This is a genomic window from Leptospira sp. B5-022 (assembly GCF_000347035.1).
Lineage (GTDB): Bacteria > Spirochaetota > Leptospiria > Leptospirales > Leptospiraceae > Leptospira_B > Leptospira_B cinconiae.
Window position 1 is genome coordinate 344,409 of record NZ_ANIJ01000015.1, and the last position, 26,018, is coordinate 370,426.

A 26,018-nucleotide genomic window follows, 5' to 3' on the forward strand; every position below is an offset into this window, starting at 1 on the left:
CGATTCTATATAGTATATTATTGAAATGTTACTCTCCAGTAAGAGTTATCACTTGACTCATATTCGTTAACTGGAGTTTACACCAACGCCTTATGGCGTTTTCTATTCGCCTTGCCTCGGACGAGTTTAATCCGCTTGTCCGAATGATTTTCAGGCCCGCCATCTAGCGGGCCTTTTTTTATCTTTTCCCGAAAATTTTTACTAAATCCAGTCACACTAAATCGGCAAATTCGATCCTAATATGCGAAATCAAAAAGGAAATTCACATGCATCCAAACGAAGCCAAAATCAGAGACTTTTATAAAAGTTTTCATTCTAGAAATTCCGCAAATATCGCGGACTTTTACTCACAAGACGTCGAATTTTCAGATCCTGTTTTTCCGAAATTAAAAGGCGGAGCTGTACCAGGAATGTGGTCCATGCTTTTGGAAAGAATGGATCCGAACGCTACGATCGAGTTATTAGAAGCAAACGCTGACACTGAAAGTGGAACCGCATATTGGGTTGCCACTTATCTATTCTCAAAAACCGGAAGAAAGGTTCAAAACCATATCCGATCCGAATTCCTATTTAAAAACGGAAAAGTGGTCAGACAAAAGGATAGATTTCCTCTCTGGAAATGGACCAGAATGGCTTTAGGCACTCCCGGAGTACTTTTGGGATGGACACCTTTCGTCCAAGGAAAGGTGAGATCGGAAGCTGCCAGAAATTTGGAACATTATCTTAGGAAGAAAGGGATCGCAGCTTAGAATGGAAAGATCCGTAACCATACAAGACGAGTTTACGGATATGATCCGGATCGCCTTAGAAGGAAGACCTAGGGCGATGGAAATACTTTTGGAAAAGATCCAAGATTATATCTTTAATCTTTCTTTAAGAATGTTATGGGATCCCCAAGAAGCGGAAGATGCTACCCAAGAGATATTATTCAAAATTTCTAATAAACTCTCGGGATTCAGGTTCGAGAGTAAATTCACAACTTGGGTATATTCTGTCGCGAGCAATCATCTTTTATCGATCAAAAGACCTAAGAATATCGTATATCTAAGCAGAATACGCCAAGAATACCTTTCTAAACCGAACTCCGTTTCCTTAGAAGATCAGGTAGAAAGCAAGATCCTGGAAGAAGAGATCCGATTCGGCTGTGTACATGCTGTTCTATTAAAATTGAATTCCGCAGACAGGATCGTATTCGTATTATCCTCGGTGTACGGAATGAGTAGCGAAGAAGGAGCCGAAATTATAGGAATCAGCGCGGAAAACTTTCGTCAAAAACTTTCCCGCTCGAAAAAGAAACTATCCGAATTTTTATCCAAAGAATGCGGAATGTGGATCGATGATAACAAGGCGTGCCCGTGTATAGGCTTGTCAGGCCATCTTTTAGATCGGAACAAGGATAATTTTTCCTTTTTTACGGAACTGAAAAAATTAAGAAGGAAAAATCCTACTTTAGAAGATTCTAAAGTATTAGGCCATTTAAAAGAGCTGGATCGTCTCGCCTGGATCTATAAAAGCCAAGGGATTTACGAAACTCCCAAGGAAATTTTAGAAAAGTTAGGGCCTTCTTAAATTCTCCAAAGCACCGGCAGAAACTACTGAGCTTCCGTCCAGTCCTTAGGTTTTGTCAGACCTAAACGTACAAAGTCCCTTAAAAAACCTCTATACCTTGTCAAAACTTCGCTCTTATTGTGTTCGGCAGGTCTAAAGATCCCTTTTTTAGAAAATAACTTCAATGGTTCTTCTTTGATATCCGACCAGGTCCCTACTTCCAATGTCAAGGGGAGGAATTTAGAACTCCAACCGGCTTGTTCCGCATACAACTCTTGGTAATGATCGTAAAACTTATCCCAGAGATCTCCGTGAGTGGTGTAACTCGCACTCTGAGGACCATACGCAAAATTGATATGACCACAATGTCCCTTCAAATGAGAAGCGATCCTTTCGTATAAAAACGTATCGGGACAGGGCTTATGAGTATAAGCATAAGGCCACCAAACATTATCAACCGTTCCAAAACCCGAATGTAAATCCAGAACAGGCAAGATAGAATCTCGGACATGAAAGAATTTTTCGAAAACAGTTCTAGAAAGAGTTCTGGATTCAGGTTCTAATCCGTGTCCCCTAAAATAGGGAAGTTTGTTCGAGAACTTTTGGCCCCCGAAAAACGGAAGAGGTTTCTCCGCATCTATTCCTGAGTTTCTCATCAGATCCACACCCCCTGGATTTGCCCTAGTCTTTGCGGCCACTCCTCCGGGATTCACAATTGGAATAACAACTAATCCTAATTTACCTTTTTTTAATTCGGGAAGAAAGCCCGTGGATCTAGGATGAATAATATATTCCAAAAAATCGATAAGTATCTGGATACCGATGGTCTCTAATCCATGAACACCGGCGGTAATTCCAACCGGATGTTTTTCAAGACCTTCTTTTGTTCCTATTTCCAAACTATAGATCGGAAAACGAAAACCTTCCTCAGTCCTTCTGGAAAAACCTGCTTGGTTGATTTTTACGAGTTTGCCGCCCAGTTTTGCGATCCTGAGCAATCTTTTCTCGTAACGATTCAGTCTTTTGATACCTCTGAGCAAGGTCCGCCTCCGAAAATTTCAGATCGTATCTTTAGTCCACGGTTGGGCCGAAAGCCCGGGTCTTTTATCAGACCTTTATATTTTTACTCTCTGGAGTTTTGCAGAGCTTGTAACCATTTACAATCTTCCGAAAGTTCGGAAACTCCTTTTTTGATCAGAGAACAATCTGCCTCGGTAGCCGCTTTCAAACAGGAAATGGTCCTGCCTAAAACCAATTTAGGTTCTTGCGCAGCCAAAGTATACACTTTGGATTCTTTAAATTTTTCTAAACAAAAATCCTTTCTTAGTCTTTTTTCTAGAATAGCCTCAGAATCCGGATTCAAGGTTTTCATGTCCGGGTCCGCACATTGTCTGACCTTTTCACAATACTTGGAAACCCATACAAACCCGCTGGAATTCCCCACTCCATCCTGATCCGCTTTCCAAATAGATTCCACTGCAGCCGGAACTTTTTTCTTTTTGGAACAACCGGATGAGAAAGCTCCCACCAATGCGAGTACCAATCCGAAAGGAATTAAAGTTTTATTTAGTCTAGAGATCATTCCTTATTGTTCCTTTCCTCGTTTACGAATGATGATTTCTATTCTTTCTTGAGAGGCTTTTATTTCCGGGCTGGGACCTTCTTCCGGTCCTAACTTTCTAAATCCATGATACGCCTGGACGGAGAGTCTATCTCGAGAAATACCGTATTTTTCCGACAAAGTTTCCGCGATCAAACTTGCACGATGTGCATTGTATTCCCAAGTATTTCTAAAACCTTGGCCAGCTTGCTCTGCATAAGGGACCTGAACTCTTAAAGTGATGTCCACATCCATACCTTGCGCGACTTCCGCGACTTTTTTGAATGTGAAGTCTGTATCCTCATCCGGATAAAATTCACCTTCTCCCAAGGATGGTGCGAATACTTGTATACGGATTTCTTCCGTTTCATTGATTCCGATGAATAATTTCGTTTTCTCTTTCAGCTTTTTTAATGCATAAGAGATCCTTTCCCAGAAACGATAGATTTGGGTCCTTGGTTGTAATAAAGGATCCTCTTCCAATGTGATATTGGAACCTTCAAAAAAGGATTCTCCTAAACCGAATCCACCTCGAACCAAGTCCGCCACTTGTTTCAATTTATTTTGGTCTACTTGCGAAATAGAGTATAAAATAATAAAAAGTCCGAGAAGAAGGGTGATCATATCCGCATACGTCAAAAGCCATCTGTCGCGATTCTCATCTCCGGTTTCGACAGGCTTTCTGTATCTGGAAAAACGTGATCTTCCGTTCAAGCAGACGACTCCTTAGGCTGCTTTCCATTCAGGAAAGCGGACTCTAGATATTCCGTCTCTCTTCTCTCCACTTGCTCGATAAAAGAAACAAAAATTTCAGGGGACACAGGTAAAACTGCGTTGTATGCCTTCTCCACCGATTCGAATAAAAGAGAAACTCCCAATAGAGATGCCATAAACCTGGCAGGTCGGATCAGATAAGCGGAGATAGGTTTATGCGCTAGTTCATAAAATGTTCTGAGGTTATGAAGAACGATCTCTAACTGTTTTTTTCTTTCTTCTTTATGACCGTATGCTTTGTACAGATCGTCGTATTCTTCTCTGGTAAGTTTTTTACCGTCCCAATCCCTTTGGACCAACAGCTTTGCCATTTCAGAATCTAAATGATCCGTTAGATTGTTTAATTCGATCAAAGTTTCTAGATTCGCTCTGGTGGTTTCCTTCATCATACCTTTTACTTTTTGATAAGTGTCCAAGGCGAGATGCATCCATGCTTCTTTTCCATCCAAGTTGTAAATGGTTTCGAAAAAATACTCCACCATGGAGATCGTCTCTTCCAGGTGAAAATAATCCGCATAAAATTTGCGGAAACGTTCCACCTGAGCTCGAACGATCTCTGCTTTGGCTTGTTTAAGTTTATGTTCTTCGAAACTACTCACGATATTATCCGATTATTTGGACTTTCCTCTTGGAACCAAAGATAGAGGGTAACTTTTGAAACCTTGCTGGTCTATTTCGGTTTTTACGGAACTGTAATCCGTAGGAAGATTGATCGTCTCTCTATAAGACTTGGAACTGGAACGCACCAACAAACTCGGAACACCATCCACTTCAGGAGTGTATTTAAAACGAACTCCGTATTTATGGTTTCTCGCCCAACCTTCTTTGGTAATTTCCAATAAAGGAACCTTGGAGTTGATATATTTTTTTTCGAAAGAATATACGGAAGATCCCGGAGAATAATATCTCAATCCTTCTTTGCCGGAATCCACTTCCAATTTTCCTCCTTGAGGAAAAGAAAGACTGATATAGGTAGTGCCTGAATAAGATCCTCTGTTTTTGAACCAGATCACTACCTCGGATGCAGTATCCTTTTTCCAAACCGTAGGAGCTTCGACACTTAGTAACCCCGGAGCGGCCACATTCGGAACATCAGGAACCATTTCCCATCCGTTGAAGTTAAAATTTTGAGCGTAGGTCCGATTATTCGGAAAGATGGTGAGATTCTTCTCTTCTTTATTATAGGAAAAATCTATACGTTTCGATTTCGCTAAAAACTGATGATCCTTTAAAGAAGCAAGTCCGTCTAGAATTTTTTCACCTTTGCGGATCACGTACGGAACGGAAAAAAGCCCTAAAGGCGGTTCTTCGCTTAAAACTTCCAAAAAGAGAGAATTGAAAGAATCTCCCGGAAGTTCTTCCATTAGAATTCTTTTAACTATATAGCCGGATTCCTTTGTATTCTCATCTTCCCCGGCTTTCCAAGCGGAAACCTTAGGATCGTGAACAAATGGACCGATATTAAGAAGATTAAAACCGATCTTTGATTTGAGAGTCCATTCTCCGTTTTGTTTTTTGAAAACTGCGAGTATCTCTTCGGTTCCATTGCGAACTAAGGCGAATGTTTCCAGATCCGGATCCTCGTCCAGGTTGCCCAATTTTTTTAGGACTACATCCGGACTTTTTTCTTCGGCCTCCGGAATGGTTAACGAAACGATCTGGGAATCGGATGGCGTTTTTGAATTACAAGCTATGAGAAGAATGACTACTGAAAAAAGAATCAGTACTCGTGCAAAAGAAACAAAACGAAACATATTCTGAACTACAGCTTCTTTCCAAGAAAAGCAGATGTCTATCGATTTCCTAGGCCTTAACTAGCCCCCATACCTAACACATTTTTTACGATTCTAGCATTTGTAGTACCATCGTATTCGTCCGTATAAGCTCCTAGGGCCTCTGCAAACTCGGTCGATAATCCGGCTTTGGTCCTAAGTTCCGGAAAATATAAAAATCCCTTTGCCCTTCTGGGAGTAAATGGATGGGTCAGATATTCCAGATATTTCTCCCATTGTCGTTCTTGGGAAACCCCGTCTGAGAATACGATCTTAGCTCCTCTTTTTACGTGGCGGATCTCATCCTCATGAACGATCTGCATGATATCGGCCCGTTTTTGGTCTCCGAATTTTTCGAATGCTTTTTTATAGATGATAGAAAAATCCAAATTGGCTCCTTCGAAAGAAAGGGCCATGATCGCAAAAAATTTCTGCAATGTCTGCATATTGGGGGTTTGTTTCCAGAATATATAATTGAGGGGACGATCTCCTAGGTCCATTCCCCATTCTCGGATCGATCCCAAATAAAGTTTCAGATGTTTTTGTTCTTCCAAGATCGTCTTGTACATACTTTTACGAACAGAAGAAGGAGCATTCTGAAATTTTAATATAGCCCAAGCGAAGATCTCCACGGCCATAAGCTCATGATTAGCAAAATGATGGAGGGAAAGGATCCGATTTTCTTCGGAATTCAAATGTTCCACTCGGGGCATTTTCGATTTTTTATCCGAGAAAGATATTTTAGATGATCTTTCCGGTCTGTCCTTCGGAAGAAAATTCGGCCAAAGAATATCTTCCGGCATTTTTTCCGGAGAATATAACTTATCCTCTAACTTGGGAGAACTTAAAAGAAATTGAGCGTATTCGTTTAAAGTCAAAGTCAGTGTTTTTTAGAATCGAATGCTAATTCGATGATAGACCCGCGGATACTGGAATCGGTAGGGTCTGAGGAAATTTTTCCTTCTTTACAATGATACATGATCTTTACCGAGTCCATTAAGGATTGCATAATGAGTAAACCTTTTCCCAAGTTCCTATGCTGCGTAAGCTTTCCTCTGTTCGGAAGGACTTCACATTTGCCTTCTTGGTAGGTTTTTACTTTTTTTAAGAAATCTTGTAGGGAAGAAGGTTTCGCTTCCGCAATTTGCTCTTCTATCTTTTCTTTTTTCAGACCGGAACCGTAATCCACAATCCATAAAGTGAACTTAGAATCGTTAACGATCCATCTGCAAATGATTGTTTCTTCCGAACTAGAATTATAATTTGCGGAAATGGAATTGGTGAGTGCCTCATCAGCTGCTAGTTCGATCTGCTGGATATCTTTAGAGATGAATGTATTCTCTTCTAAAGATTGGCGAAGGGCTCTTCTGAACTCCCGAATGCTAGCTAAATCAGGAGGTAGGAACATAACGTACGAACCCGAATGATGTTTAACCAAAAGTGAATCGGCCGTATCCCTCATTTCTTATCTGAGAAGTCCTCTAGTATAGTAATACAGAGCGAAAGGGGGGTTTTGCAACAAAAATCCCCCGAAAAAATCCTAAGGTAAAGAAATTCCTACTTGTACCGAGATTTTCTCTATTCGTTTGAGTAGCTTTTCCTTCCCTAAGAGAGGAAATAGGATAGGTAACTCTAGTCCATGGGCCTTGCCGGTTGCGGATACTCGGATCGGCATAAATAGGGTCTTTCCCTTTTGGCCGGTCTGTTCTCCCGTTTGGGTCATCAAAGCCTTATAATCCTCATCGGTCTTTGGATCCGAGTTTCTTAATAATTCGTAGAATGTGGAGACAACTTTGGGAGAAAATTCTTGGGAAAGAATTTCTTTCGCTTCCCCCTCTTGGACCTTCAGGTCGGATACGAAAAATTCCGCAATATAGTCTGGAGCCTGGCGTAAATTGTCCAGATACACTCGAACACTATCGACTAAAGAATGTAATTCCTTGTTTTTAGGATCTCTGTATTCTTCCGGAATATCCGTTCTGTTCTCTAAAAACGGAGCTAGACTATCCGCTACTTTTTGGATCGGTAGTTCTCTGATGTATTTGTTAGAAAGCCAATTCAATTTGGATTTCGGGTTCATCGCTTCTGCGATCTGATCTAAGCTCGAGAAGTTAGTCGCAACTTCTTCATCTCCACCTTTCGGTTTTTTAAATACGTCAAAGGTGGAAGGCGACTTGGAACAACGATGCACATCGAATGTTTTAGGAAGAATGTTCCCTGGCAGATATTCCTGGCCGTCAGGAGATGTCCATCCTAACAGAGCCATATAATTTAAGAACGTCTCCGGTAAATAACCTAAATCACGAAATGCTAATATAGAAGTCGCTCCAGCACGTTTGGACAATTTTTTACCGTCCATCCCGACGATCTCGGATGCGTGAGCAAATTCCGGAACCGGGAAACCCAATGCCTCATAGATCAGGATCTGACGAGGTGTATTGGAAAGATGGCCCACTCCACGGATCACATGAGAAATTTTCATGAGCCCGTCGTCCACAACCACTGCGTAATTATAAGAAGGGAAGCCGTCCGATTTTACAATGATGAAATCTCCGATCAGTTTCGTATCGAACTTCACTTTTCCCTGGATGATATCATCGAAGATCAAAGTTTTGGAAGGAGTTTTAAAACGAACAGAATAAGGAGTCCCGGCTTTCAGTTTTTCTTGGACTTCCGCCTCGCTCATATTCGCGTGAAGTCCGTCGTATACATACGGAACCCCCATCGCCTCTGCTTGTTTTTTCTTTGCTTCTAGTTCTTCCTGAGTACAAAAACAGCGGTAAGCTTTTCCTTCGGAGATCAACTTCTCCGTATATTCTTTGTAGATGGAAATCCGTTCCGATTGAACATAAGGACCGTAAGGACCTCCTACATGAGGACCTTCGTCCCATTCTATTCCCAGCCATTTTAAGGATTCAAGTATGGTTTTAAAAGATTCTTCGGTAGATCTTGCTTGATCCGTATCTTCTACCCTTAATAAAAATTTTCCGCCTTGGGCTTTGGCGTATAAGTAATTGAATAAAGCGGTTCTAGCTCCGCCCACATGAAGGAACCCGGTAGGTGACGGTGCAAACCTGGTTCTAACTTCCTTATTTTCTGGCATTGTCGTAATCTTTTAAGAGGATGATTGGATAGTTCTTCAAATCGGCCGAGGCAGTAAACGGAATATTATTGGCTGCATCATAAAAATGTATAGGTATGAATTCATCCCTTCTCTTCTGTTTCCATTTCGATATATTCTTTGAAGTCAGTAGATCCTCCGGAAGAATTCCCCAGACCCAACGATATTCACCTTCCTCTTTGAAAGTCCAAACGGGAAGTCTACCTTCTGCCATATTTACGTATTGAAATATTTGGTTCTTATAATCGTAGTCCGCGTATGGAAAACTTTTACCGCCCGGGCTTGTGTAATCCGTGGTCAAGTAAGTGCGGTTATTGCGAACATTCTCCCAATTCAATTCCACATTCTTACCTAAACTTCTATATTCTTTAGCAACCCATACGATCCCTGATTGGGAAAAATTATATAGGATTCCCCAATCGGAAATACTGAGTTGTTTAGGAGATAAAGTTTGTATTCCCGATCTCAAACTTTCTCCTTCCCAATTCCAAGAGAGAACTCCCTGGGGATGAAAGGAAACTTGTTTAGGATGAGAAGATTCCCCGTCTTCTAATTTGGCAGAACCGGAAAATAAGGAAGCCTTAAAACTGAGTTTCGGAAAAACGATCCCTTTAGGGAGAGAAGTATGAAAATCTTCTTTTGTTTCCCAAAGATCCACTTCACCGGTCCAAATTTTTTCCTTAGAAGCTTGGGTCACTAGTACTAAGTATCTCAGATGACCCGGCTGGTTCCGGAAAGATTCGGAACTTGCAGGGATAGAACTAATATTGGAATAGATCCGAATACTGGGAAGATCTGAAACGAAAGGTTTTTCTTCCGTCCATTCCGTCAAAAGAGAACAAGACATTAGAAAAAGTAAATAGGTGGTTAAACCTAGTGAGAAGAATGTTGCTGTGAGATAAGATCGAGACTTCGGTTCCAAAAAAATACAGCCGGAAAAAGAGGATTTCTTGAAAAACTTCCCGTTTTAGTCCGAATCTTCAAGGAAAAACCGGGAAATTTTCTTTCCTTATCGGTGTTTCCCAACAAGAAAGTAAGAATTACTGCAACTTGAGTCGATTTCTTCCTAAAAAGTATGTACGAATTCGGGTAGTACGTTAAAAGGTTGACAGTAAAACCGTCCTAAAATCCTTTGGCAATAAAAGTCCTATGAAAGATTCCAATAAATCAGGTAAAGAAAACTTCCCTAAAATACCGTTTGAGGACCAAGTCAACGACGATCAGAGAAAATATTCTCGATATGTCTGCGATTCTCGGGCAATTCCTCACGAAATCGACGGCTTAAAGCCCGTCCAGAGAAGAATTCTTTGGGCAATGTGGAATTCGGACGCACGCAACCGGTTCACGAAGACCGTAAAAGTAGCAGGACTCGCGATGGGATATCACCCACACGGAGATAGATCCATCCAAGACGCTCTTTCTCAGATGGCTCAGGATTTTACGTTCGCAAACAACCACCCCCTAGTTGCTGGAGAAGGTACGTTCGGCGACGTTTTAGATCCGAGCGCAATCGCTTCTCCTCGATACACCGAGGTAAAACTTTCCGACTTCGTAAAAGATCTGGGATTTTTCGAAAGTTTGCCGGATATCGATTACGTAAAAAACTACGACGAGACTGAAGACGAACCGATCCACTTCGTAGGAAAAGTACCTATAGTCCTTCTGAACAATATTATGGGAATTGCAACTGGCTTCCGTTGTTTTATCCCGGGACACAAACTTTCCGATATTATTAATTCGCAGGTTAATTATCTCAAAACCAAAAAGCCTCTGCCCTTAAAACCTTGGTACAAGGATTACAAGGGTGAGGTGAAAATGGCCAAGACCGAGGCCGGTAATATTACCATGACTACTACCTTCGGTTTTACTTGGGAAGGAGATACTCTGTATCTTACAGATGCACCTATGAACTGGAACAGGGAGAAGGTAATCAATCTTCTGGATGATATTCTGGAAAGAAAAGATTCCTGGCTGAAAGACTATGTGGATCATTCCAGCCAAACTTTCCGTATAGAACTGAACTATAAAAAAGGAGAAAAGCCTAGTGCGAAAGAGATCGCAGCGGTAATCTCCAAAGAAGATACTCAAACTCTAGCCAATAACGTAATCACTTACGACGGTCGTTTGAAAAATTTCGGACCGGAAGAGATCATCAAACGTTTCTGCGATTTCAGAAAGACCCACTTGATCCGTAGATTCAAACGTTTGGCAGGTCTGGAAGAAGAGAAGATCGAAAGAAACTCTGAATTGATCCGTTTCATCAAAGAAAAATGGAACGAAAAAGTGATCGGTATCAAATCCAAGAAGGATTTTGAGGATAAATTACAGAAGGCAAAATTCAAATATTTTGAATGGTTGGCCTCCATCCCCATCTACAGGATGACTTTAGAAGAAGTTCGCAAATGTGAAGAAGCCATTGTAGAGGCCAAAACCGCCCTTTCCAGATACCAAGGGCTTGTGAAAGAAGATAAAAAATTAACGGAATTCATGATCGGAGAATTAACCGAGCTGAAGGATAAATGGGACAAGGAATGAGCACTGCTAAAACCAAAACCGAAAAGAAGCCCACGTCCGGAGGAGAACGACACTTCAAGAAACTCTCCAACGTAGAACACGTAAGGATGAGGACCGGAATGTGGTTGGGGCAAAACTCCACTTCCACATTCGAGCAGCATTTTTTCCGTAAGAACAGCGACAATTTATACGAAATCGTCCATGAGGAATTGGAAGACGTTCCCGCCAAATTAAAATGTTTGGACGAGGCCTGTATGAACGCGGTGGACGAGTACCGCAAAAACCAAAAGGATAAATCCATTCCTGAAAAGGATAAGATGTCCAAATTGGTCATCCAATTGTCTTCCGACAGAAAGACCGTAAGTGTCATCGACAACGGAAGGGGTATCCCTGCAAAAAATGCGGAAGGTGTATTTCTACATTTGATGTACGGAGAGAACTTCGACGACCAGGTAAAACAAGACCATGTTGCCGGCCAGAACGGAGTAGGTATCTCCCTCGTAAGAATGGTTTCTTCCTATTTTAAAGTAAAAACCACTAACGACGCAGTCACTTTCAAAAAACTGTTCACTATTCACGAAGACGCAAAGAAGCAGATCCGTTCTTATAAACTTTCCAAAGAAGACACAGAAAAAGCTTTCCTGTATTTCGACGAGCATGGAAAATTCGACGACTGCCCTGTTCTCACAAAAGATCAGATTGATAAACTGAATCCTATTTGCAAAAAAACGAATATGATTGAGGCGATCGAAAAAGGTTCCAAAGAAGATCACGGAACTTCGGTCGAATTCGAACTTAATCCCAAGTATTTCAATAACCTGGATATTTCCTTCAACGTGGATCTGATGAAACAGTATCTGCAGGACATTGCAATGACCAATCCTGGATTGGAAGTGCAGTTCGTTCATAAAGGTAAGAAGGAAAAGTTTAAGTTCAAAAAAGGTTTGGATGAGATATTCTCACATTCCGATCTGACTTACTACAAATTGGATTACAATGCACCGTCTGCCGGATCCCAATTACATTTAGAAGCTTACTTAGTGATCGGACAGAACAAAAACCTGACTTGGGTGAACTCCATATTTGCTCCTCAAGGCGGTTCAGCCATCGAGTATCTGGAAAATAGACTTTGTGACGAGGTCCGTAAAAAAAGCCAGATCGTTTCCTTAGAGAAAAAACTCAAAACAAGCTGTACTCGTAACGACGTAAGAAACTGCTTTCACATGTATGTGAACATGAGGCTGCTCAATCCTCGTTTTAAATCTCAGGACAAATCTTATTTGATCAACGACTTAAACGAAGACATCCGAAATGCGGTGGATAAACACTTAGATAAGTTTATTAAAAAAACCGGATTATTGGAAGAAGTTAAACTCCAAATGGAGAAACGTACCCAACTAAAAGCTTTCGAAGACGCACAACGCGGACTCAAAAAAGCAAGTAAGATGAATATACCTAAACTCATGCCTCCTACGGGAAAACCGGGAGATTCGGGAAGGGTATTATTCGTAGCGGAGGGAGATTCCGCGATTGCCGGTCTTCGTCCCGCAAGAAATCCAAAACTTCATGGTCTGTTCCCTCTCAGAGGAAAACCCATGAACTGCAAGGGAGTTTCCCTAGCAAAAGCGATCGCAAACGAAGAGCTAAAGAACATAGTCGCGATACTAGGTCTTCCTTTGGACCAAAAAGTAAAATCTATAGACGAACTGAATTATGAAAAAGTAAGTATCATCACGGATGCGGATTTTGACGGATATGCGATCCGTTCCTTAATGCTTTCTTTCTTTTACGAGTATTGGCCGGAACTTTTCGACCTAGGACTCATCCATATTTCCAGCGCACCTTTATACGAGGTGGATGTTAAAATGGGAGATTCCAAAAAGACAGAGACCATATTCTGTATCGACGATAAGGATTACGATGCCTTAGTCAAACGAGTGGAAAAATCCGGAGGCCAGATCGTTCGTAAAAAACGAAACAAAGGACTCGGAGAGACCGGGAAAGAAGCGATGAAGTTCGCAGTCGATGAGTGTATGACCAAGATCACCATCGGAAACAAGAAAGAAGCTTCCAAGATCCAAAACCTTTGGTTCCACAAAGACTTTGCAGAACAAAGAAGGGATGCTATATCCGAATACGCAATGAGCGTGATCGAAGATTAACCTTCCGACTTAGCATCTTAAGATAAAAAAACCCGGAAGTGATTCCGGGTTTTTTTGTTTAAACCAGATTTACAGCTTTGATCGCGGAGCTTAATGCCGCCTCTACTGTACCGGTAATTTCTCCGGTATGTTCTCCTGCGAAGAAGATACGATCAAACGGTTTTCTGAGAATGATCTCCGATCCAAAACTTCCCGGTGGAAATTCGGCGATCCCATTGGGTACGTAATCTTTTTTAGTATCCGTAAAATAGAATCTTTGTATCTGCAAGTCCTTCTTCAAACCCAAACGATCGAGAGTGAGGCGAATATATTCCACTTTTTGGTCTTGGCTGGCGGAATCGAATACGGAAAATCTATCTCCGTTAGCTATAACACCTAAAACCTTATCTCCGGTATCCGACTTGGTACCTGCATCATATAAAAATTGAGCGGCAGCATCCGAATGGACTGAAAAAGGAGAAGATTCCCATGGCGATTCTTTTAATACCAAAAACAATTTAAAGATCTGCGAATAGCGAACTCTCAATGCGGCCAATAGTTTTTCCTTATCCAGTCCCGGATTCCATTTTACGTTCGAAATTTGATTCGCAGGTAAAGTGCATATACAAGCTGAACCGTTAAATTTTCTGCCGGAAGTTGTACTTACCGTAACTCCTGAAGAATCCTGGTCCACAGACAGCACGGGATCCGAAAAAACGAATTCGGTGTTTTCTATATTCATCACCAAGGTTTTGGCGATACTTTCCATTCCACCTTCGATTCTACTATTCCTTTGGGGGAATTGTGCAAGATCGCTTAAAACTTTTTCGGCGGATAGAACGCGAATACTATCTCCGTAATGAAGAGAAAGTTTATGGCCAAGCAAGGCCAAGTCTTCCGGACTGACTCCCTGATATATTAGATAATTATAAAAGCTAATCCGATCCAAGGCTTGTTGTTGAGCCGTATCTAATTTAGAATTTTGTGATATTAATTTACTTAGGATTTCCTGGGATTTAGAAGAAAGTTCCCATGTGCCCGCTTTTTTGTAAGTCCCTAAAAACAGATCAGGGATCAAAGGAGAAGGTTGCAATTTTAATCCCAGTTCTCTAACCAAACTGCGGACCGTTTTTTCCTCCGAAGAAACCCATTCCGCTCCTAGCTCCACCACATGGCCGGAAGGATCCTGTATAGATCTTACTCTTCCTCCAACTCTGTCGGTAGCCTCTATCAGAGTTACCTTACTTCCCGTTTTTCCTAGAATGTACGCGGAATAAAGTCCGGAAAGTCCCCCACCAAGTATGATCACCTTTTTCCCGGAGTTTGTATTTTGAGCGGATAAATTTCCCTTACGACTTCCTAATAAAGCTGCGGCGGTTAAAATTCCGGCTTTTAGAAAAGTGGATCGGGTAATTTTCATCGGATTCCTCTTTAGAAGTTTTATTAGAACTCTTTCTTTTATTTTCGGTCTATGAAAGATCTTTCCCGAATTTTTTGCGAACTATAAGTCTCATTGATCTTAAATTATGCACCGAATCGTTCCAATCCGTCCCTATACTTTGAATATCGCAGATTTATTCCGATATTGCAAGGAATAGATACCTTTCGTATCCTAATAGTTTTTCCCTTGCCAGGGGAAGCGCTAAACCAAAACCTGGAATTACGCTTTCAGGGAGGAAGTCGGGTGAAAATCCCGCGCTGACCCGCAACTGTGATGTCCGTTTTACACGGAATAAGCCAGATCTTCCCCGCGATACTGAAACCTCGAGGTTGGGGAGTATCGTAAATCTCGCTCTTGAGCGCATCCGCGCTTTCTGCGATGGGGCCCCGAAAGTTAAAATGTCGGGGCTCTCGAACGGAAAAAGAAACCACCGCAAATACACAATCGTTCAGATCTGAACAAGATCAATGATCGACTAACGTAATTTTGCTTTTATTTTCTTTTTCTGCGATATCCGGCAGAACCAGGAGAGAAAAATGAAAAGATTCAGAAAACTAGCGACCTTGCTGCTAACCATCACTTCACTATTCGTATTTGTGAATTGTTTCGATTTGGGAGATTCAAAAAAATCCGACGATCAGAACATACTTGCTTTAGTAGCAGTTGCAGGATTAAATCCGATTGCGGGCAATTACAATTACTACAATGGAACTTCCGATTACCCGGGCGGGACTTATACTGCGCCGGGAAATGAAATCGTTGGTACGTACAATATTTCCCTTTCTTTAGTCGCACAAACCATGTTCGACGAAACTTACGGAAACAGTTATTTATACGGAGAAATCCAAGAGATCGATACGAATAAAAAAGTCATTTATGTTCGCTTCCGTTCAGATTCTTCCTTCTCTCAAGGAAGTTACGGTTGGTATAGATGGACGATTAAAGACGGTAAAACTTACGTTTGTCCGGACCTTTCAGACGTATCTACTCAAACAACTTTAGCATCCGCCAAAGACGATGATTTGGATTATTATTCCGATCCAAGCGACATTAACGCAGGTTGCGGTTTAAATAGCGGTTTCGATCCGGCTCCTTGGAGCAGGCTTGAATTGAATTAAGATCGAATAAGAGAAACAGGTTGAGCAAGAAATCCTTATGAAAATATTTCAAATTTCCTTAATATTGGCCTGTTTCTCTATTGGGCTCGTCAATTGTGAGGATTCCAAGAGTTCATCCGCTGCCGAGTCGCTTCTTGCTTTAGGTTTAGGGGGATCCGGTTTCCTAAGTTCCTGTGATTCGAAAAATCCGGAAACAGGTAGAGGAATTTTTGTAGCCGATGAAATCGTTTCTGCACCGACAAGTAACGGGGTCGGATTCAAAGATTCCGATTGTTTGGTGGATGGAGTTCGCGGTCAGGGAAAATTTAACGGCTCCTTGGACGTTTATAGTTTAGAAGATTCCGGAAGCGGATCTGCGATCATACTTCGTTGGTCCGGAGTTAAGGTTCTTCCCGTAAGCGGGATCGATTTTATAGTTTACGAAAATCCTTTTTTCATCGGGGTACAAAACGATTCCAACCCTTTTAACAACGTATTTATGGAACCTTTAATCGTTGAAGTCGGAAACGATTTAATCAATTGGTGCGGTTGGGATCCTGAATATACGAACCCCGATCCGAACACTTTTGTAGGAAATCCAATTTATTGGGAAAGATTCGCAGGTATCACACCTTTCGTTTATAATCAGGATACAAATCCTATGACCGTTTCGGAAGTTTTTGATACTGATATCGTTAATGGTGGCGGAGGAGGAGACGGTTTCGACCTAGCCGATCCTAATTTTGGAAATTCAGGGACAGGATGTGATGGAAGTTTGAAGACCGATATCCAAACGAATGGATTTGCCTATATAAAAATCTCTGCGGCAAAAACAATCCTATCAACTCTACCGATTGACGCGGCTCATGCAAATCCCGATATAGACGGAGTTATAGCAAGATCTGTGACTCCTTGACTTAAAACCGAAGCAGAGATCTTCCGATCCTTTTTTCGGTTTAACGATTTAAATTTTTGAAAGTGAAAACAATATGATCCGCCCTAAAGATGTATACCAATTGAACTTAGATAAACATTTACGCAATAAGATTGATACCAAGACGAAACCATTAGGCGCTTTGGGAAAATTAGAAGATCTAGCTTACCGTATAGGTACGATCCAAAACACTATAGATCCCGTATTATCCAATCCTCATTTAATGGTGTTCGCAGGGGATCATGGACTCGCGGACTCCGGAGTCTCCGCATTTCCAAAAGAAGTCACATACCAAATGGTATTAAACTTTTTGAATGGAGGAGCGGCCATCAACGTATTTTGCAAACAACATGGGATCAAATTGTTAGTAATAGATGCAGGAGTTTCCGGCAACTTCGAACAAATTCATCCTGATTTTATATCTGCAAAGATCGCATCAGGCACTAGGAATATTCTAAACGAACCGGCTATGACTAGAGAAGAATGTGAAGAAGCCATCCGTATCGGCGGAGAGATCGCAACAACAAGGATCCCAAAAAATTGTAACGTGATCGGTTTCGGAGAAATGGGAATAGGAAATACTTCCAGTGCTTCCCTACTCGCTTCCGTTTTTTTGGATCGTTCCACGGAAGACCTTACGGGTAGAGGTACCGGCTTAGACGACGAATCTTTAGATCGTAAGAAAAAGATCCTAGGTGAATGCAGGTCAAAACACCAAGTAAATCCAAAAGATCCGATTGAAGTCCTCTCTAAGTTCGGAGGTTTCGAGATCGCGATGATCTGCGGAGCGATGCTTTCTTCTTATAAAGAGAATCGTTTGATCTTAGTTGACGGTTTTATCGCAAGTTCCGCATTCTTAACAGCTTCCAGAATTGAGCCGAAGATCGTTCGAAACGCGGTTTTTGCTCACAAGTCTTCCGAACAAGGTCATAGATTGATTCTCGAATTTTTCGACGCAGATCCTATCTTAGATCTCGGGCTTCGTTTGGGAGAAGGGACCGGATGCGCACTCGCCTATCCGATTTTAGAATCCGCATTGGCATTTTTGAGAGAAATGGCAAGCTTCGAATCCGCGGGCGTTTCGGAAAAAAAAGACTAAGCGCGAGGTAAATTCTCGCTGATCGAATCGGAGGAATGAATAAGTTCGTCTTTGCATGTTTGGATTTATCCGCAAAGAATTGATCATTTTTTTTTCCTCCGTACGTTATAATACCCGCATCATTGTTCCGGCATGGGTGGAACATTCCGACGAATATCTTAATTCTTCTTCCAGATATTTTCCTTTAGTAGGATGGATTGTCGGAATTTCGACATGGTTCGTCCTGTGGGTTTCACATCTTTCTTTGAGCTGGGAGATTAGCATCGTTTTGGCAATGGCCGTTTCCGTTTTGGTGACCGGAGCTTTTCATGAAGACGGGTTTACGGACGTTTGCGACGGTTTCGGAGGGGGTTGGACTAAGGAGAAGATCCTTGATATCATGAAGGACAGTAGGATCGGTGCCTTTGGGACCATCGGGATCATTCTTGTACTTCTCCTGAAATTTTTCTGTTATAAATCTCTGGAAGATTTTTCTATCGAAGTGCTATTTATAACTATAATTTCTTCTCATTCTTCCAGTAGGTTTTGGGCTCTATTTACCGCAAAAACACTTTCTTATGTGAGAGAAGATCAGCTGTCCAAGGCAAAACCCATCATTCAAACATTAAAAACCTCTAATGTACTCATCGCTGGGATCTGGGGATTGGCTCCTTGGCTCGCTTTCTTACATAATAACTATCTTCCATCTGACCGGGTTTTCGGATTTATTTTGTATCCTTTTCTATTGCAAACTTTCGGGTATTTGTATCTTAGGAATTTTTATAAAAAATGGTTGGGCGGATATACGGGAGATTGTTTAGGTGCAGTCCAACAAGTCACCGAATTATTATATCTCATCGGGATCGTTGCCGCATGGAAATCTTTTTAGTCAGACATACAACCCCGGAAGTGGAACCCGGAACCTGTTATGGTAAATCCGATCTAGGACTACCTTCCAGTTTTGAAAAAGAAGCGGAGAATGTGCTGAAACTTCTTCCAGAAAAAGTGCATTCTATCCGGACCAGCCCTTTATTCAGATGTTATAGTTTAGCGGAATATATCAGTAAACATCAGGAATCTAAATCGAACGCTCCTGCTTGGAAAGTGGACTCGAAGATCCAAGAGTTGGACTTCGGTGATTGGGAAGGACGATTGTGGGAAGACCTTCCTAGATTCGAAACGGATCCTTGGATGGAAGACTACGTAAACAGAAGACCACCAGGTGGGGAAACCTATTCCGAATTAAAAACAAGGATCTTAAGATCTTGGGAAGAAGGTCTGCAAGAAGCAAGGTCCTGGGAAAATCTCAAAAAAGAAGAAGGAGAAATATCGGAATACAAAACAATCTGGGTCACCCATGGCGGACCCATCCGATGTTTGTCCTCTATCGTATTAGGTTTCCCTTTGGAGAATTCGTTTCGTTTGGTTCTAGAGTATGGATCCGTTTCTTGTCTTAAGATCCGATTCGGAGAAATACAATCTTATCCTCAGTTCGTTTATTGGAATAAGAAATAATACTCAACTCATAACAAATAAGACATAAATAGAAATACTAAAAGATTATTTGCGATAGATTCTAAGGTGTTTTTACTTCTGTCCGATAAGGAATATAGTATTCGGATCGCCAATGCTCTTTTTCCAAATATTCAGATATAGACCCCATATTAATTATAAATATATAAAGTATATTCTACTCATATTCTTACTTCTTGATCCTTCCTTTATCGTTTCGGATACATCTCCCGAACTTGTTATGCCCGAACAATCGGAAAGAGCCAAATTGTTTATCTTAGATGCAAGCGGCTCCATGAACGAATATCTAGGGATTTACCAAAAAGTACATTTAGCTAAGAAGTACGTTCGACATTTTGTAGAAAAACTTCCTGAAGAGACCGAAGTAGGTTTTATCGCTTACGGAAATCGTCTCCCCGGTTGCCAATCTTCCAGGTTGTACCAACCTTTAGAAAAAGGAAATCGTCCCGGCTTTCAAAACAAACTTTTCGGCCTAACCCCTTCCGGGGCGACCCCGCTTGCAGAGTCCATCCGAATCGCAGGTGATTATATTATCCGAAGAAAAACTCCGACGGATCTGATCTTAGTAACGGATGGAATTGAAAGTTGTTATGGAAATCCCGAAAAAGAACTCCAAGTCTTACAACAAAAAGGCGTAAATTTCAAAATGTATATCCTAGGACTTGGATTAAAACCGGATGAAAAAAGGATCATGCAGTCTCTTGCAAAAACAGGGAACGGAAAATTTTATAATGTCGGAGAAGATAGCGACTTCTTCCTTGCAATCGAAGATCTTTTAAAACAAGAACCTCTGTCTAAACGAACCGAACTAGAACCCGAAAAACAAAAGTCCAAGATCCGGATCTCCGAGATCGAAAAGAAACAAACCGATTCGGAGGAACATTTTTACAGAGTCAAATTCGTTTTTGAGAATTCGGACTCTGATAATCAATGTGTAATTCTAAATTTAAAAAGAAAAAATTCCTCTCCTACGAAAACACAAAACTGGAATCCACAAAGAACTAGCGAACCGGAAAGAGTTTTACGAACCGAACAGATCTGCTTCCAAGCAAGAAAAGGAGAAGGTGAATTTCAGATCTCTGCACCGGCGCATCTTCCTTTAAATTTGGAATTAGAACTCTGGGACACACAAGGTATCCCAAATTCCGTGGACAGAAGCGGAGAAAGAAACCTTACAAAGTAAGATCTTAAAATGATCTTAAAAAATCCAAGTTCTGATTGTTAGGATATGTTACCTTATATTCCAATTTAATCTCTTTTTTGCCGGAAGCCGGAATTTCCAAACTCCACTCTAAAATTCCGGAATTAAGACGATATTCTTTTGAACCTGGAGTGGTTCTCTCGTCATTCACTTCCACTTTTACACCGGCAGACTCGGAAATAGGGATCTGTTCTCTTACGATTACCTTTTTACTTTCTTTGCCGAAATTTTCCAAACTGAGATAAACTTTCTTCTCCATCACTTTCTGAGTGGAGATCAATCCTTCTTTCGTTTGGTTCCAATCTTTTCTATAAGAAAGTCTTAAACTACCTTCCGTTCCTAATGAAACGGAAAGATTTTCTTTAGGAGAAACATAGGGGACTTTTGTCCTTCCCACAAGTCCTGAACTTCTGAACAAAGAAACTTCACCGGGTAAAATCGGAAACTCACCCATATTTTGGAATTCGGCTTCTAAAAGAGGAAATGGTTTATACCTGGGGGAAGCGATCGTTTTAACCTGGATGGGTGCATTAAAGGATAACATCTCGAATTTTCTAGATTCTTTTTGAGAGGCTAACGTGATCGTTTTAGGAAGCCTGAATAGAAATCCACTCCCTCTTTCGCTGGAGGGAGAAGGTTCTTCCGTAGTAGGAATATTTGATTCTTCGTTTGGCATTTGAGCGGCTCCAACTGCCTGAGTTTGGTTGGTGAGAATTTCCTGCTTTGAGTCCACCTCTACATCAAATAATCGTAATGGACGAAGCCTGTCCCTTCTGAGTGACAGGTCCGGTCTAGTGGTAGAAAGAAGAAGTTGGACCCCTCTCCAATCTTCTCCCGTCTCTTGTCTGATTTCCACTATATATTCTAACTTAGCTTTACTTAAAGCATCATCCGCAGTCAGGATGTAAGCGGGTCTCCAATCGGCGTTAGAAACCAAATAGCTTAAACGAAGTTCCACACTTTTAGTCTCGGAACCGGTGTTTACGATCTGGACCCAAGTAGTACGTGTACTTTTTTCCGCTTGAGACAATAAGAGTGAAAGTTGTGCTCTTGCTTCTTCCAGTTCTGTTTGGACTTTACGTTTGGATTTTTCCAACTTCTCCCAAGATGCAAAAATAGAAACTGCTTCATCTCTGGTTTTTTTGAGATAGGCCCCCCAGTTTTTTCCGTCCCCCTCTACCCTACCATAGAGAAGATTACGGCCCACAACATCCGAAACCTTTTTGCGCATCTCGGACAGTAGATCCTTTTCTGCTTTTAGATCATTCTCTTTTGCTAATATACTTTCCATGTCCTTTTCCAGTTGTTGCACTTTCTTCTGGAGTTGAGCGACTTCCGGATTCGAGGCGGCTGTACCTTCTTCCTTCCAAGTCCTGGAACCCGTGACCTCTACCTGAGAAGAATTGACCGCAGCTGTTAAGGTTTCTTCTAAAAGGGAAACAGGCAAATAGGAGATCTCGATCTTGTTTGTTCCCGGTTCTAGCTGCACTCGACCTGATCTGAGGATCTGAGCAGTTCCTTGGTGAACAGTCACTTCCTTGATGGGAAGGTTGAATTCTTTTCCGAATATGGGAATAGAAATCAAAACGAATAGAAAAGTAAAACGAACGAGAGATGAATACATTAATTTTTTATAATTTTTCATGATTAGCCTCAATAAGAATCCGAACCTGGAGTTTCTCTCAGGATATTGTCCGCAGGATAGGAGACTGTGTATTCAAACTGGATCGTTTTGCGGGAATTCGCCCCTATTTCGAATTCATATGTCAGGATCCCGTCTTCGGTTTTGGACTTAGGAGTATCCGTCCCGGGAGCCCATTCTACCCGTACGCTATCGTCGTTCGTATAAGGAATACGATCGATCAATCGAACAGGAACGGCTCTACGTTTATTATTTTTAACGGAAATGGTAACTCTATATCGGATATTCTTTTTGCGGGAAATGATCCCGGACTTATCATCCAGTTTTTCCTGCTTTCTTTCCACCTTGATATCCCGATCAGGACCAAGTTCCATTTTGATCTCTTGCCCGGGTTTTAGAGTGGAGACGGTTGTAGTTCCAAGAAGATTTTCGCCGGAATAAATTTCGAGAGGACCTGCAAGTAGCGGTTCCCTTTCCGTATTCGAAGATACCACGTTCAGAAAAACTCCATCGTTCGTAAGGGGAGAAGTCTCGTACCCTGGACGAACCGAGATATTTCTTTTGCGAAGAAAGACCCGGTTCAATGTTCGATCGGAAGGGATTTTTTCTCGAGACTGAGCGATATATCTGAAATCAAATCCTTCGGAAGAAATTCCCGGAGCGATCAACTGATTGGAATATTTTTTATCGGAACTTAATTGAGAGGATCTATTCAGAAGATTTTGTACTTCGTTTTCGAGTTCTTTCAATTCTTTTCTGGAACTCTCTCTCAAACCGGAAAATCTGCGAAGAGCTTCCTTTCCATATCGAATGGATTCTTCGTAAGACCCTTGGTCGAAGGAATATTTTTGGCTCGCAAGTTCTCCTTGCAGCCTGTTCATATTTTCTTCCACACGAAGTGAATTGGATCTATCCTTATAATTTCCTTCGATCAATGCGCGGGACTGCATCAAAGGACTATCGTTCTTCTCTTGGTAATAGACGTCGTCTATTCTCTCTTCTGCCTTACTTCTTTGAGAAACCTTAGGAGCAGGAGCTTTTTTCTTAGATTCTTTTTTGCTTTGGATCACACTGCCGGCATTTGCGGAAGGTTTAGAAGGCGCGTTATACTCTTTGTCTGCGGCGGAATAATCCTCATCTCCCGAATACACTGCAACTTCCTTGGAAGCGATCCTATATTCTCGGTACTCAGGTAAGTCTATGTCTTGGTTCGGATTAGCCGTGGAAAATTCTAATCGAACGTTTTTCCAATCCTCTCCAGTTTCATTTCTAACTAAAGCATGCCAACCTAATTCCGCCTCTTGTCCATTTTGATTCAATTCCAAAGTATAACGAGGATACCAGTTCGCGCCTCGTATCAGATATTTATATTCGAAAGGAAAAACATTTGCGGAATCGGATTCCACATCCAATCGGATCTCTTTCCTGCGAAGCGTATCTCCTTCTGCAAGATGAGCAAGTTTAGTAGTAACTATATAAAATTCTTCCCGGATTCGATCCAATTCTTCCAGCTTTAATAATCTAAGTTTTGTATTATCTTCCGCAAGTTCTGCGTATGTTTTTCGGAAAGAGGAAAAATTTTCGGAGTCGATCTTCTCCACTAGTCCGTCTTTTTCTCGAATAGAGGGTTTGATAGATTTGATGGAAGTTTCCCAATCCAAAAGGTCTTGGACCTCTCTGGACTTTGTGCTTAATGCCAAGAGTAGACCTTCTTTTCTTTTTTCTAATTCTTCCGCTTCTTGGGATTTTTTTCTTCTAGAAGCTTTTTCCGATACTCGGATCCCTTTGATCTTAAATTTTTTATTCGGATCCGTAAATGTGACGATCACACTTTTATCCAAAGAAGCGATCGGGACTTCTCCCAATAAAACTTCCGAAACTCCGACCGGAAGTTTAACCTCGGATTGCCTTGTTACGTAAACCAAGTCTGAATATAAAAGAACGGAATCTATTCTAGCGTACGATACCGAGACCGGGGACTTGGAGGCCTTCTCTTCTTCCGTAATCGCTGTGGGTGTATCACTTTCGGAGGGGTCGGATCCTTGTGCAAAAAAATCGGTCCCTAGTAAGATCAGAAAGATAGTCGCAAGAACCGAGGAGGAAAAACGGGAAATCATAGGTTCTAAGTGGATATTGCCGAAACACACTTCGTCAATTTATTTTCACGGCCATAAAAAAAGCGCCTTCTTTGAAAAGGCGCTTTTCATTCTAAAAACTAGCTCAAAAAACCGGGATTAAACTGTTTTAGGCGTGTATCCTTTGATGCTGAAAAACCGTTTTTGAGAAACCAAAAAACCTCCCAACACGAAAAACGAGATCAATGCGACCTGTTTCATTAACATAGGAAGATATTTCAAAGTTTCTATCGGAAGAACCGCAGTCAATCGTTCCACATGAGTGAAATCGAAAGGATACACGTAGGTCAAAGCGGCGATAGAAGCCAGACGGATCAGTTCGGAGACGATTCCCGAAGTTTTTAATTCGAAGATCGCACCGATATTCCAAAGAGTCCATAGCACGTAAAAACCTAAAGTGCACATTTCCAATAGAGGTAATTCTTTTTTGAACTCTATATATACCATAGATGCGCCCAACCCAAAGAAAAATTGAGTAATGGAATACGCGAGAAGTGTATAAGGAATATGTGTATTAAATTTTTGGTAATTAGATCGGTCTATCTCTGGAGGAACGACAGATTCCCCCAGATCTTTCGGTTTCCAACCCGGAGGTTTAAACCAAACTAAAAATTTATCCTTCCAACTTTTCGTCTTCCAGGAAAGAAGAAACAATTCTTCGAAATAATGGAATTGTGTCCAAACTGGACTCCAGGTCTGCATCGGTTTTACGATCCCGAAGATAGGTTCTTCTTCTTCCTCTTTATAAGATCCGAACATTCTGTCCCAGATCGCAAAGGTTCCTGCATAATTTTTATCTATATATTTAGGATCCCTTCCGTGATGTACTCTGTGTTGGGAAGGAGTATTGAACACCCACTCGAAAATTCCCAACTTAGGGATCGCTCTAGTATGAAGCCAAAACTGATAAGCAAAATTGATCTGGATACAAAGAAGGAACATGATAGGAGGAAACCCCATCACTGCCAAAGGAAGATAAAAAGGTAGGGAGAAAGTATTCTGAGTGACTCCTTGTCTTAAAGCCACCGTAAAATTATAATCTTCACTTTGGTGATGAGGAACATGGGAAGCCCAGAAAATATTTATTTCATGTCCGAACCTATGATACCAATAATAGAAGAAGTCTGCCAGAACGAAACAAAACACCCAGCCTATCCAGGAATCGTTGGAAATGTTCAATATTCCAAATTTTGCATATACCCAGGAATAGACCGCCATTAATCCCAGAGAGATAAACACAGTGAATATCTGCATAAAAATCCCGGCTGAAAGATTATTGATGGAATCCTTAAAACGATAGAACGGTTTGTTCCCAAATACGGAATAAAGCAGTTCCACAACTACCAATACGAAAAAAACGGGAGTGATCAGTTCAATAATATTCTTTTCCATCTCTATACCGAGTTTCGACTATCTCTGTAGCGATCATTCGGTCAAGAAAAAGAACCGAGGCGGGTTTCGAATTCCGCCTCAGATGGAGCTATTAG

General features: G+C 41.3%; 23 protein-coding genes and 1 riboswitch. Of the genes, 10 read left to right on the forward strand and 13 right to left on the reverse strand.

Going from position 1 to position 26,018, the window contains the following annotated elements; genetic code table 11:
* Nucleotides 1–266: 266 nt before the first annotated feature.
* Entirely contained in the window at nt 267–749 is a 483-nt protein-coding gene (locus LEP1GSC192_RS07330) for a nuclear transport factor 2 family protein (RefSeq protein WP_020769198.1), read from the forward strand.
* A gap of 1 nt (nt 750) precedes the next feature.
* Nucleotides 751–1,569, forward strand: coding sequence for an RNA polymerase sigma factor (locus tag LEP1GSC192_RS07335; RefSeq protein WP_020769220.1), 819 nt, complete (start codon nt 751–753; stop codon nt 1,567–1,569).
* A 23-nt stretch (nt 1,570–1,592) separates the two neighbouring features.
* Here the strand turns inward: LEP1GSC192_RS07335 and LEP1GSC192_RS07340 are convergent, their stop codons facing one another.
* The 9 genes from LEP1GSC192_RS07340 to LEP1GSC192_RS07380 form a co-directional block, all read right to left on the reverse strand.
* Nucleotides 1,593–2,588 carry a M14 family zinc carboxypeptidase gene (locus LEP1GSC192_RS07340; RefSeq protein ID WP_020769338.1) on the reverse strand — a complete coding sequence of 332 codons (996 nt, stop codon included), beginning with the start codon at nt 2,586–2,588 and terminating at the stop codon, nt 1,593–1,595.
* 83 nt (nt 2,589–2,671) lie between these two features.
* The gene (locus LEP1GSC192_RS07345) at nt 2,672–3,130 is read right to left on the reverse strand and encodes a hypothetical protein (RefSeq protein ID WP_020769348.1); all 459 of its coding nucleotides are present in this window, start codon (nt 3,128–3,130) and stop codon (nt 2,672–2,674) included.
* Nucleotides 3,131–3,133: 3 nt separating this feature from the next.
* Complete coding sequence (locus tag LEP1GSC192_RS07350; RefSeq protein ID WP_020769328.1) at nt 3,134–3,862, reverse strand: flagellar motor protein MotB; 729 nt, start codon at nt 3,860–3,862, stop codon at nt 3,134–3,136.
* Nucleotides 3,859–4,521, reverse strand: a complete 663-nt coding sequence (locus LEP1GSC192_RS07355; protein ID WP_020769079.1) for a hypothetical protein — start codon at nt 4,519–4,521, stop codon at nt 3,859–3,861. Before LEP1GSC192_RS07355 ends, LEP1GSC192_RS07350 begins: the two co-directional genes overlap by 4 nt.
* A 12-nt stretch (nt 4,522–4,533) precedes the next feature.
* Nucleotides 4,534–5,676: a hypothetical protein gene (locus tag LEP1GSC192_RS07360; protein ID WP_020769193.1), complete on the reverse strand. Its 1,143-nt coding sequence runs from the start codon at nt 5,674–5,676 to the stop codon at nt 4,534–4,536.
* A 56-nt stretch (nt 5,677–5,732) separates the two neighbouring features.
* Entirely contained in the window at nt 5,733–6,572 is an 840-nt protein-coding gene (locus LEP1GSC192_RS07365; protein WP_020769287.1) for a DUF455 family protein, read from the reverse strand.
* Nucleotides 6,573–6,574: 2 nt separating this feature from the next.
* Complete coding sequence (locus LEP1GSC192_RS07370) at nt 6,575–7,156, reverse strand: ATP-binding protein (protein WP_036089257.1); 582 nt, start codon at nt 7,154–7,156, stop codon at nt 6,575–6,577.
* Between the two features lie 78 nt (nt 7,157–7,234).
* On the reverse strand, nt 7,235–8,797 hold the full coding sequence (gene gltX, locus LEP1GSC192_RS07375) for a glutamate--tRNA ligase (RefSeq protein ID WP_036089259.1): 1,563 nt from the start codon (nt 8,795–8,797) through the stop codon (nt 7,235–7,237).
* Nucleotides 8,784–9,737: a hypothetical protein gene (locus LEP1GSC192_RS07380; protein WP_232420981.1), complete on the reverse strand. Its 954-nt coding sequence runs from the start codon at nt 9,735–9,737 to the stop codon at nt 8,784–8,786. Before LEP1GSC192_RS07380 ends, gltX begins: the two co-directional genes overlap by 14 nt.
* 227 nt (nt 9,738–9,964) lie before the next feature.
* On the opposite strand from LEP1GSC192_RS07380, the gene LEP1GSC192_RS07385 reads away from it, so the two are divergent.
* A complete protein-coding gene (locus tag LEP1GSC192_RS07385; RefSeq protein WP_020769313.1) occupies nt 9,965–11,350 on the forward strand; it encodes a DNA gyrase subunit A in 1,386 nt (461 codons plus the stop codon).
* Nucleotides 11,347–13,491: a toprim domain-containing protein gene (locus LEP1GSC192_RS07390; RefSeq protein ID WP_036089325.1), complete on the forward strand. Its 2,145-nt coding sequence runs from the start codon at nt 11,347–11,349 to the stop codon at nt 13,489–13,491. The genes LEP1GSC192_RS07385 and LEP1GSC192_RS07390 overlap by 4 nt, the downstream gene beginning before the upstream one ends.
* A gap of 58 nt (nt 13,492–13,549) precedes the next feature.
* Here LEP1GSC192_RS07390 and LEP1GSC192_RS07395 read toward each other — a convergent pair whose 3' ends face one another.
* On the reverse strand, nt 13,550–14,890 hold the full coding sequence (locus LEP1GSC192_RS07395) for an FAD-dependent oxidoreductase (protein ID WP_020769056.1): 1,341 nt from the start codon (nt 14,888–14,890) through the stop codon (nt 13,550–13,552).
* Nucleotides 14,891–15,128: 238 nt separating this feature from the next.
* A riboswitch (adenosylcobalamin (AdoCbl) riboswitch) is annotated at nt 15,129–15,255 on the forward strand.
* 192 nt (nt 15,256–15,447) lie between these two features.
* On the opposite strand from LEP1GSC192_RS07395, the gene LEP1GSC192_RS07400 reads away from it, so the two are divergent.
* The 6 genes from LEP1GSC192_RS07400 to LEP1GSC192_RS07425 all read left to right on the forward strand — a co-directional run bounded on the left by LEP1GSC192_RS07400 (nt 15,448) and on the right by LEP1GSC192_RS07425 (nt 20,736).
* Nucleotides 15,448–16,029 carry a hypothetical protein gene (locus LEP1GSC192_RS07400; protein ID WP_020769096.1) on the forward strand — a complete coding sequence of 194 codons (582 nt, stop codon included), beginning with the start codon at nt 15,448–15,450 and terminating at the stop codon, nt 16,027–16,029.
* 37 nt (nt 16,030–16,066) lie between these two features.
* Nucleotides 16,067–16,924, forward strand: coding sequence for an LIC_13355 family lipoprotein (locus tag LEP1GSC192_RS07405; protein ID WP_020769180.1), 858 nt, complete (start codon nt 16,067–16,069; stop codon nt 16,922–16,924).
* A 73-nt stretch (nt 16,925–16,997) separates the two neighbouring features.
* A complete protein-coding gene (cobT, locus tag LEP1GSC192_RS07410; RefSeq protein WP_020769203.1) occupies nt 16,998–18,041 on the forward strand; it encodes a nicotinate-nucleotide--dimethylbenzimidazole phosphoribosyltransferase in 1,044 nt (347 codons plus the stop codon).
* A 55-nt stretch (nt 18,042–18,096) separates the two neighbouring features.
* Nucleotides 18,097–18,909: an adenosylcobinamide-GDP ribazoletransferase gene (locus LEP1GSC192_RS07415; RefSeq protein WP_036089266.1), complete on the forward strand. Its 813-nt coding sequence runs from the start codon at nt 18,097–18,099 to the stop codon at nt 18,907–18,909.
* Nucleotides 18,894–19,535, forward strand: coding sequence for an alpha-ribazole phosphatase family protein (gene cobC, locus LEP1GSC192_RS07420; protein ID WP_020769380.1), 642 nt, complete (start codon nt 18,894–18,896; stop codon nt 19,533–19,535). Before LEP1GSC192_RS07415 ends, cobC begins: the two co-directional genes overlap by 16 nt.
* A 112-nt stretch (nt 19,536–19,647) precedes the next feature.
* Complete coding sequence (locus LEP1GSC192_RS07425; protein WP_020769120.1) at nt 19,648–20,736, forward strand: VWA domain-containing protein; 1,089 nt, start codon at nt 19,648–19,650, stop codon at nt 20,734–20,736.
* Nucleotides 20,737–20,740: 4 nt separating this feature from the next.
* On the opposite strand, the gene LEP1GSC192_RS07430 is transcribed toward LEP1GSC192_RS07425, so the two are convergent.
* The 3 genes from LEP1GSC192_RS07430 to LEP1GSC192_RS07440 form a co-directional block, all read right to left on the reverse strand.
* Entirely contained in the window at nt 20,741–22,399 is a 1,659-nt protein-coding gene (locus LEP1GSC192_RS07430; RefSeq protein WP_020769230.1) for a mucoidy inhibitor MuiA family protein, read from the reverse strand.
* Between the two features lie 8 nt (nt 22,400–22,407).
* The gene (locus tag LEP1GSC192_RS07435) at nt 22,408–24,513 is read right to left on the reverse strand and encodes a mucoidy inhibitor MuiA family protein (protein ID WP_020769356.1); all 2,106 of its coding nucleotides are present in this window, start codon (nt 24,511–24,513) and stop codon (nt 22,408–22,410) included.
* A gap of 117 nt (nt 24,514–24,630) precedes the next feature.
* Nucleotides 24,631–25,923, reverse strand: a complete 1,293-nt coding sequence (locus LEP1GSC192_RS07440; RefSeq protein WP_020769362.1) for a sterol desaturase family protein — start codon at nt 25,921–25,923, stop codon at nt 24,631–24,633.
* Nucleotides 25,924–26,018 lie beyond the last annotated feature (95 nt).

Bases quoted from the DNA above. Each gene is read 5' to 3' on its own strand.
- LEP1GSC192_RS07345 (WP_020769348.1), bottom strand. From the start codon at position 3,130: ATGATCTCTAGACTAAATAAAACTTTAATTCCTTTCGGATTGGTACTC.
- LEP1GSC192_RS07415 (WP_036089266.1), top strand. From the start codon at position 18,097: ATGTTTGGATTTATCCGCAAAGAATTGATCATTTTTTTTTCCTCCGTA.
- LEP1GSC192_RS07430 (WP_020769230.1), bottom strand. From the start codon at position 22,399: ATGAAAAATTATAAAAAATTAATGTATTCATCTCTCGTTCGTTTTACT.
- LEP1GSC192_RS07370 (WP_036089257.1), bottom strand. From the start codon at position 7,156: ATGAGGGATACGGCCGATTCACTTTTGGTTAAACATCATTCGGGTTCG.
- LEP1GSC192_RS07440 (WP_020769362.1), bottom strand. From the start codon at position 25,923: ATGGAAAAGAATATTATTGAACTGATCACTCCCGTTTTTTTCGTATTG.
- LEP1GSC192_RS07425 (WP_020769120.1), top strand. From the start codon at position 19,648: ATGCTCTTTTTCCAAATATTCAGATATAGACCCCATATTAATTATAAA.
- LEP1GSC192_RS07360 (WP_020769193.1), bottom strand. From the start codon at position 5,676: ATGTTTCGTTTTGTTTCTTTTGCACGAGTACTGATTCTTTTTTCAGTA.
- LEP1GSC192_RS07390 (WP_036089325.1), top strand. From the start codon at position 11,347: ATGAGCACTGCTAAAACCAAAACCGAAAAGAAGCCCACGTCCGGAGGA.
- LEP1GSC192_RS07335 (WP_020769220.1), top strand. From the start codon at position 751: ATGGAAAGATCCGTAACCATACAAGACGAGTTTACGGATATGATCCGG.
- LEP1GSC192_RS07400 (WP_020769096.1), top strand. From the start codon at position 15,448: ATGAAAAGATTCAGAAAACTAGCGACCTTGCTGCTAACCATCACTTCA.
- LEP1GSC192_RS07435 (WP_020769356.1), bottom strand. From the start codon at position 24,513: ATGATTTCCCGTTTTTCCTCCTCGGTTCTTGCGACTATCTTTCTGATC.
- LEP1GSC192_RS07405 (WP_020769180.1), top strand. From the start codon at position 16,067: ATGAAAATATTTCAAATTTCCTTAATATTGGCCTGTTTCTCTATTGGG.
- LEP1GSC192_RS07330 (WP_020769198.1), top strand. From the start codon at position 267: ATGCATCCAAACGAAGCCAAAATCAGAGACTTTTATAAAAGTTTTCAT.
- cobC (WP_020769380.1), top strand. From the start codon at position 18,894: ATGGAAATCTTTTTAGTCAGACATACAACCCCGGAAGTGGAACCCGGA.
- LEP1GSC192_RS07395 (WP_020769056.1), bottom strand. From the start codon at position 14,890: ATGAAAATTACCCGATCCACTTTTCTAAAAGCCGGAATTTTAACCGCC.
- gltX (WP_036089259.1), bottom strand. From the start codon at position 8,797: ATGCCAGAAAATAAGGAAGTTAGAACCAGGTTTGCACCGTCACCTACC.
- cobT (WP_020769203.1), top strand. From the start codon at position 16,998: ATGATCCGCCCTAAAGATGTATACCAATTGAACTTAGATAAACATTTA.
- LEP1GSC192_RS07385 (WP_020769313.1), top strand. From the start codon at position 9,965: ATGAAAGATTCCAATAAATCAGGTAAAGAAAACTTCCCTAAAATACCG.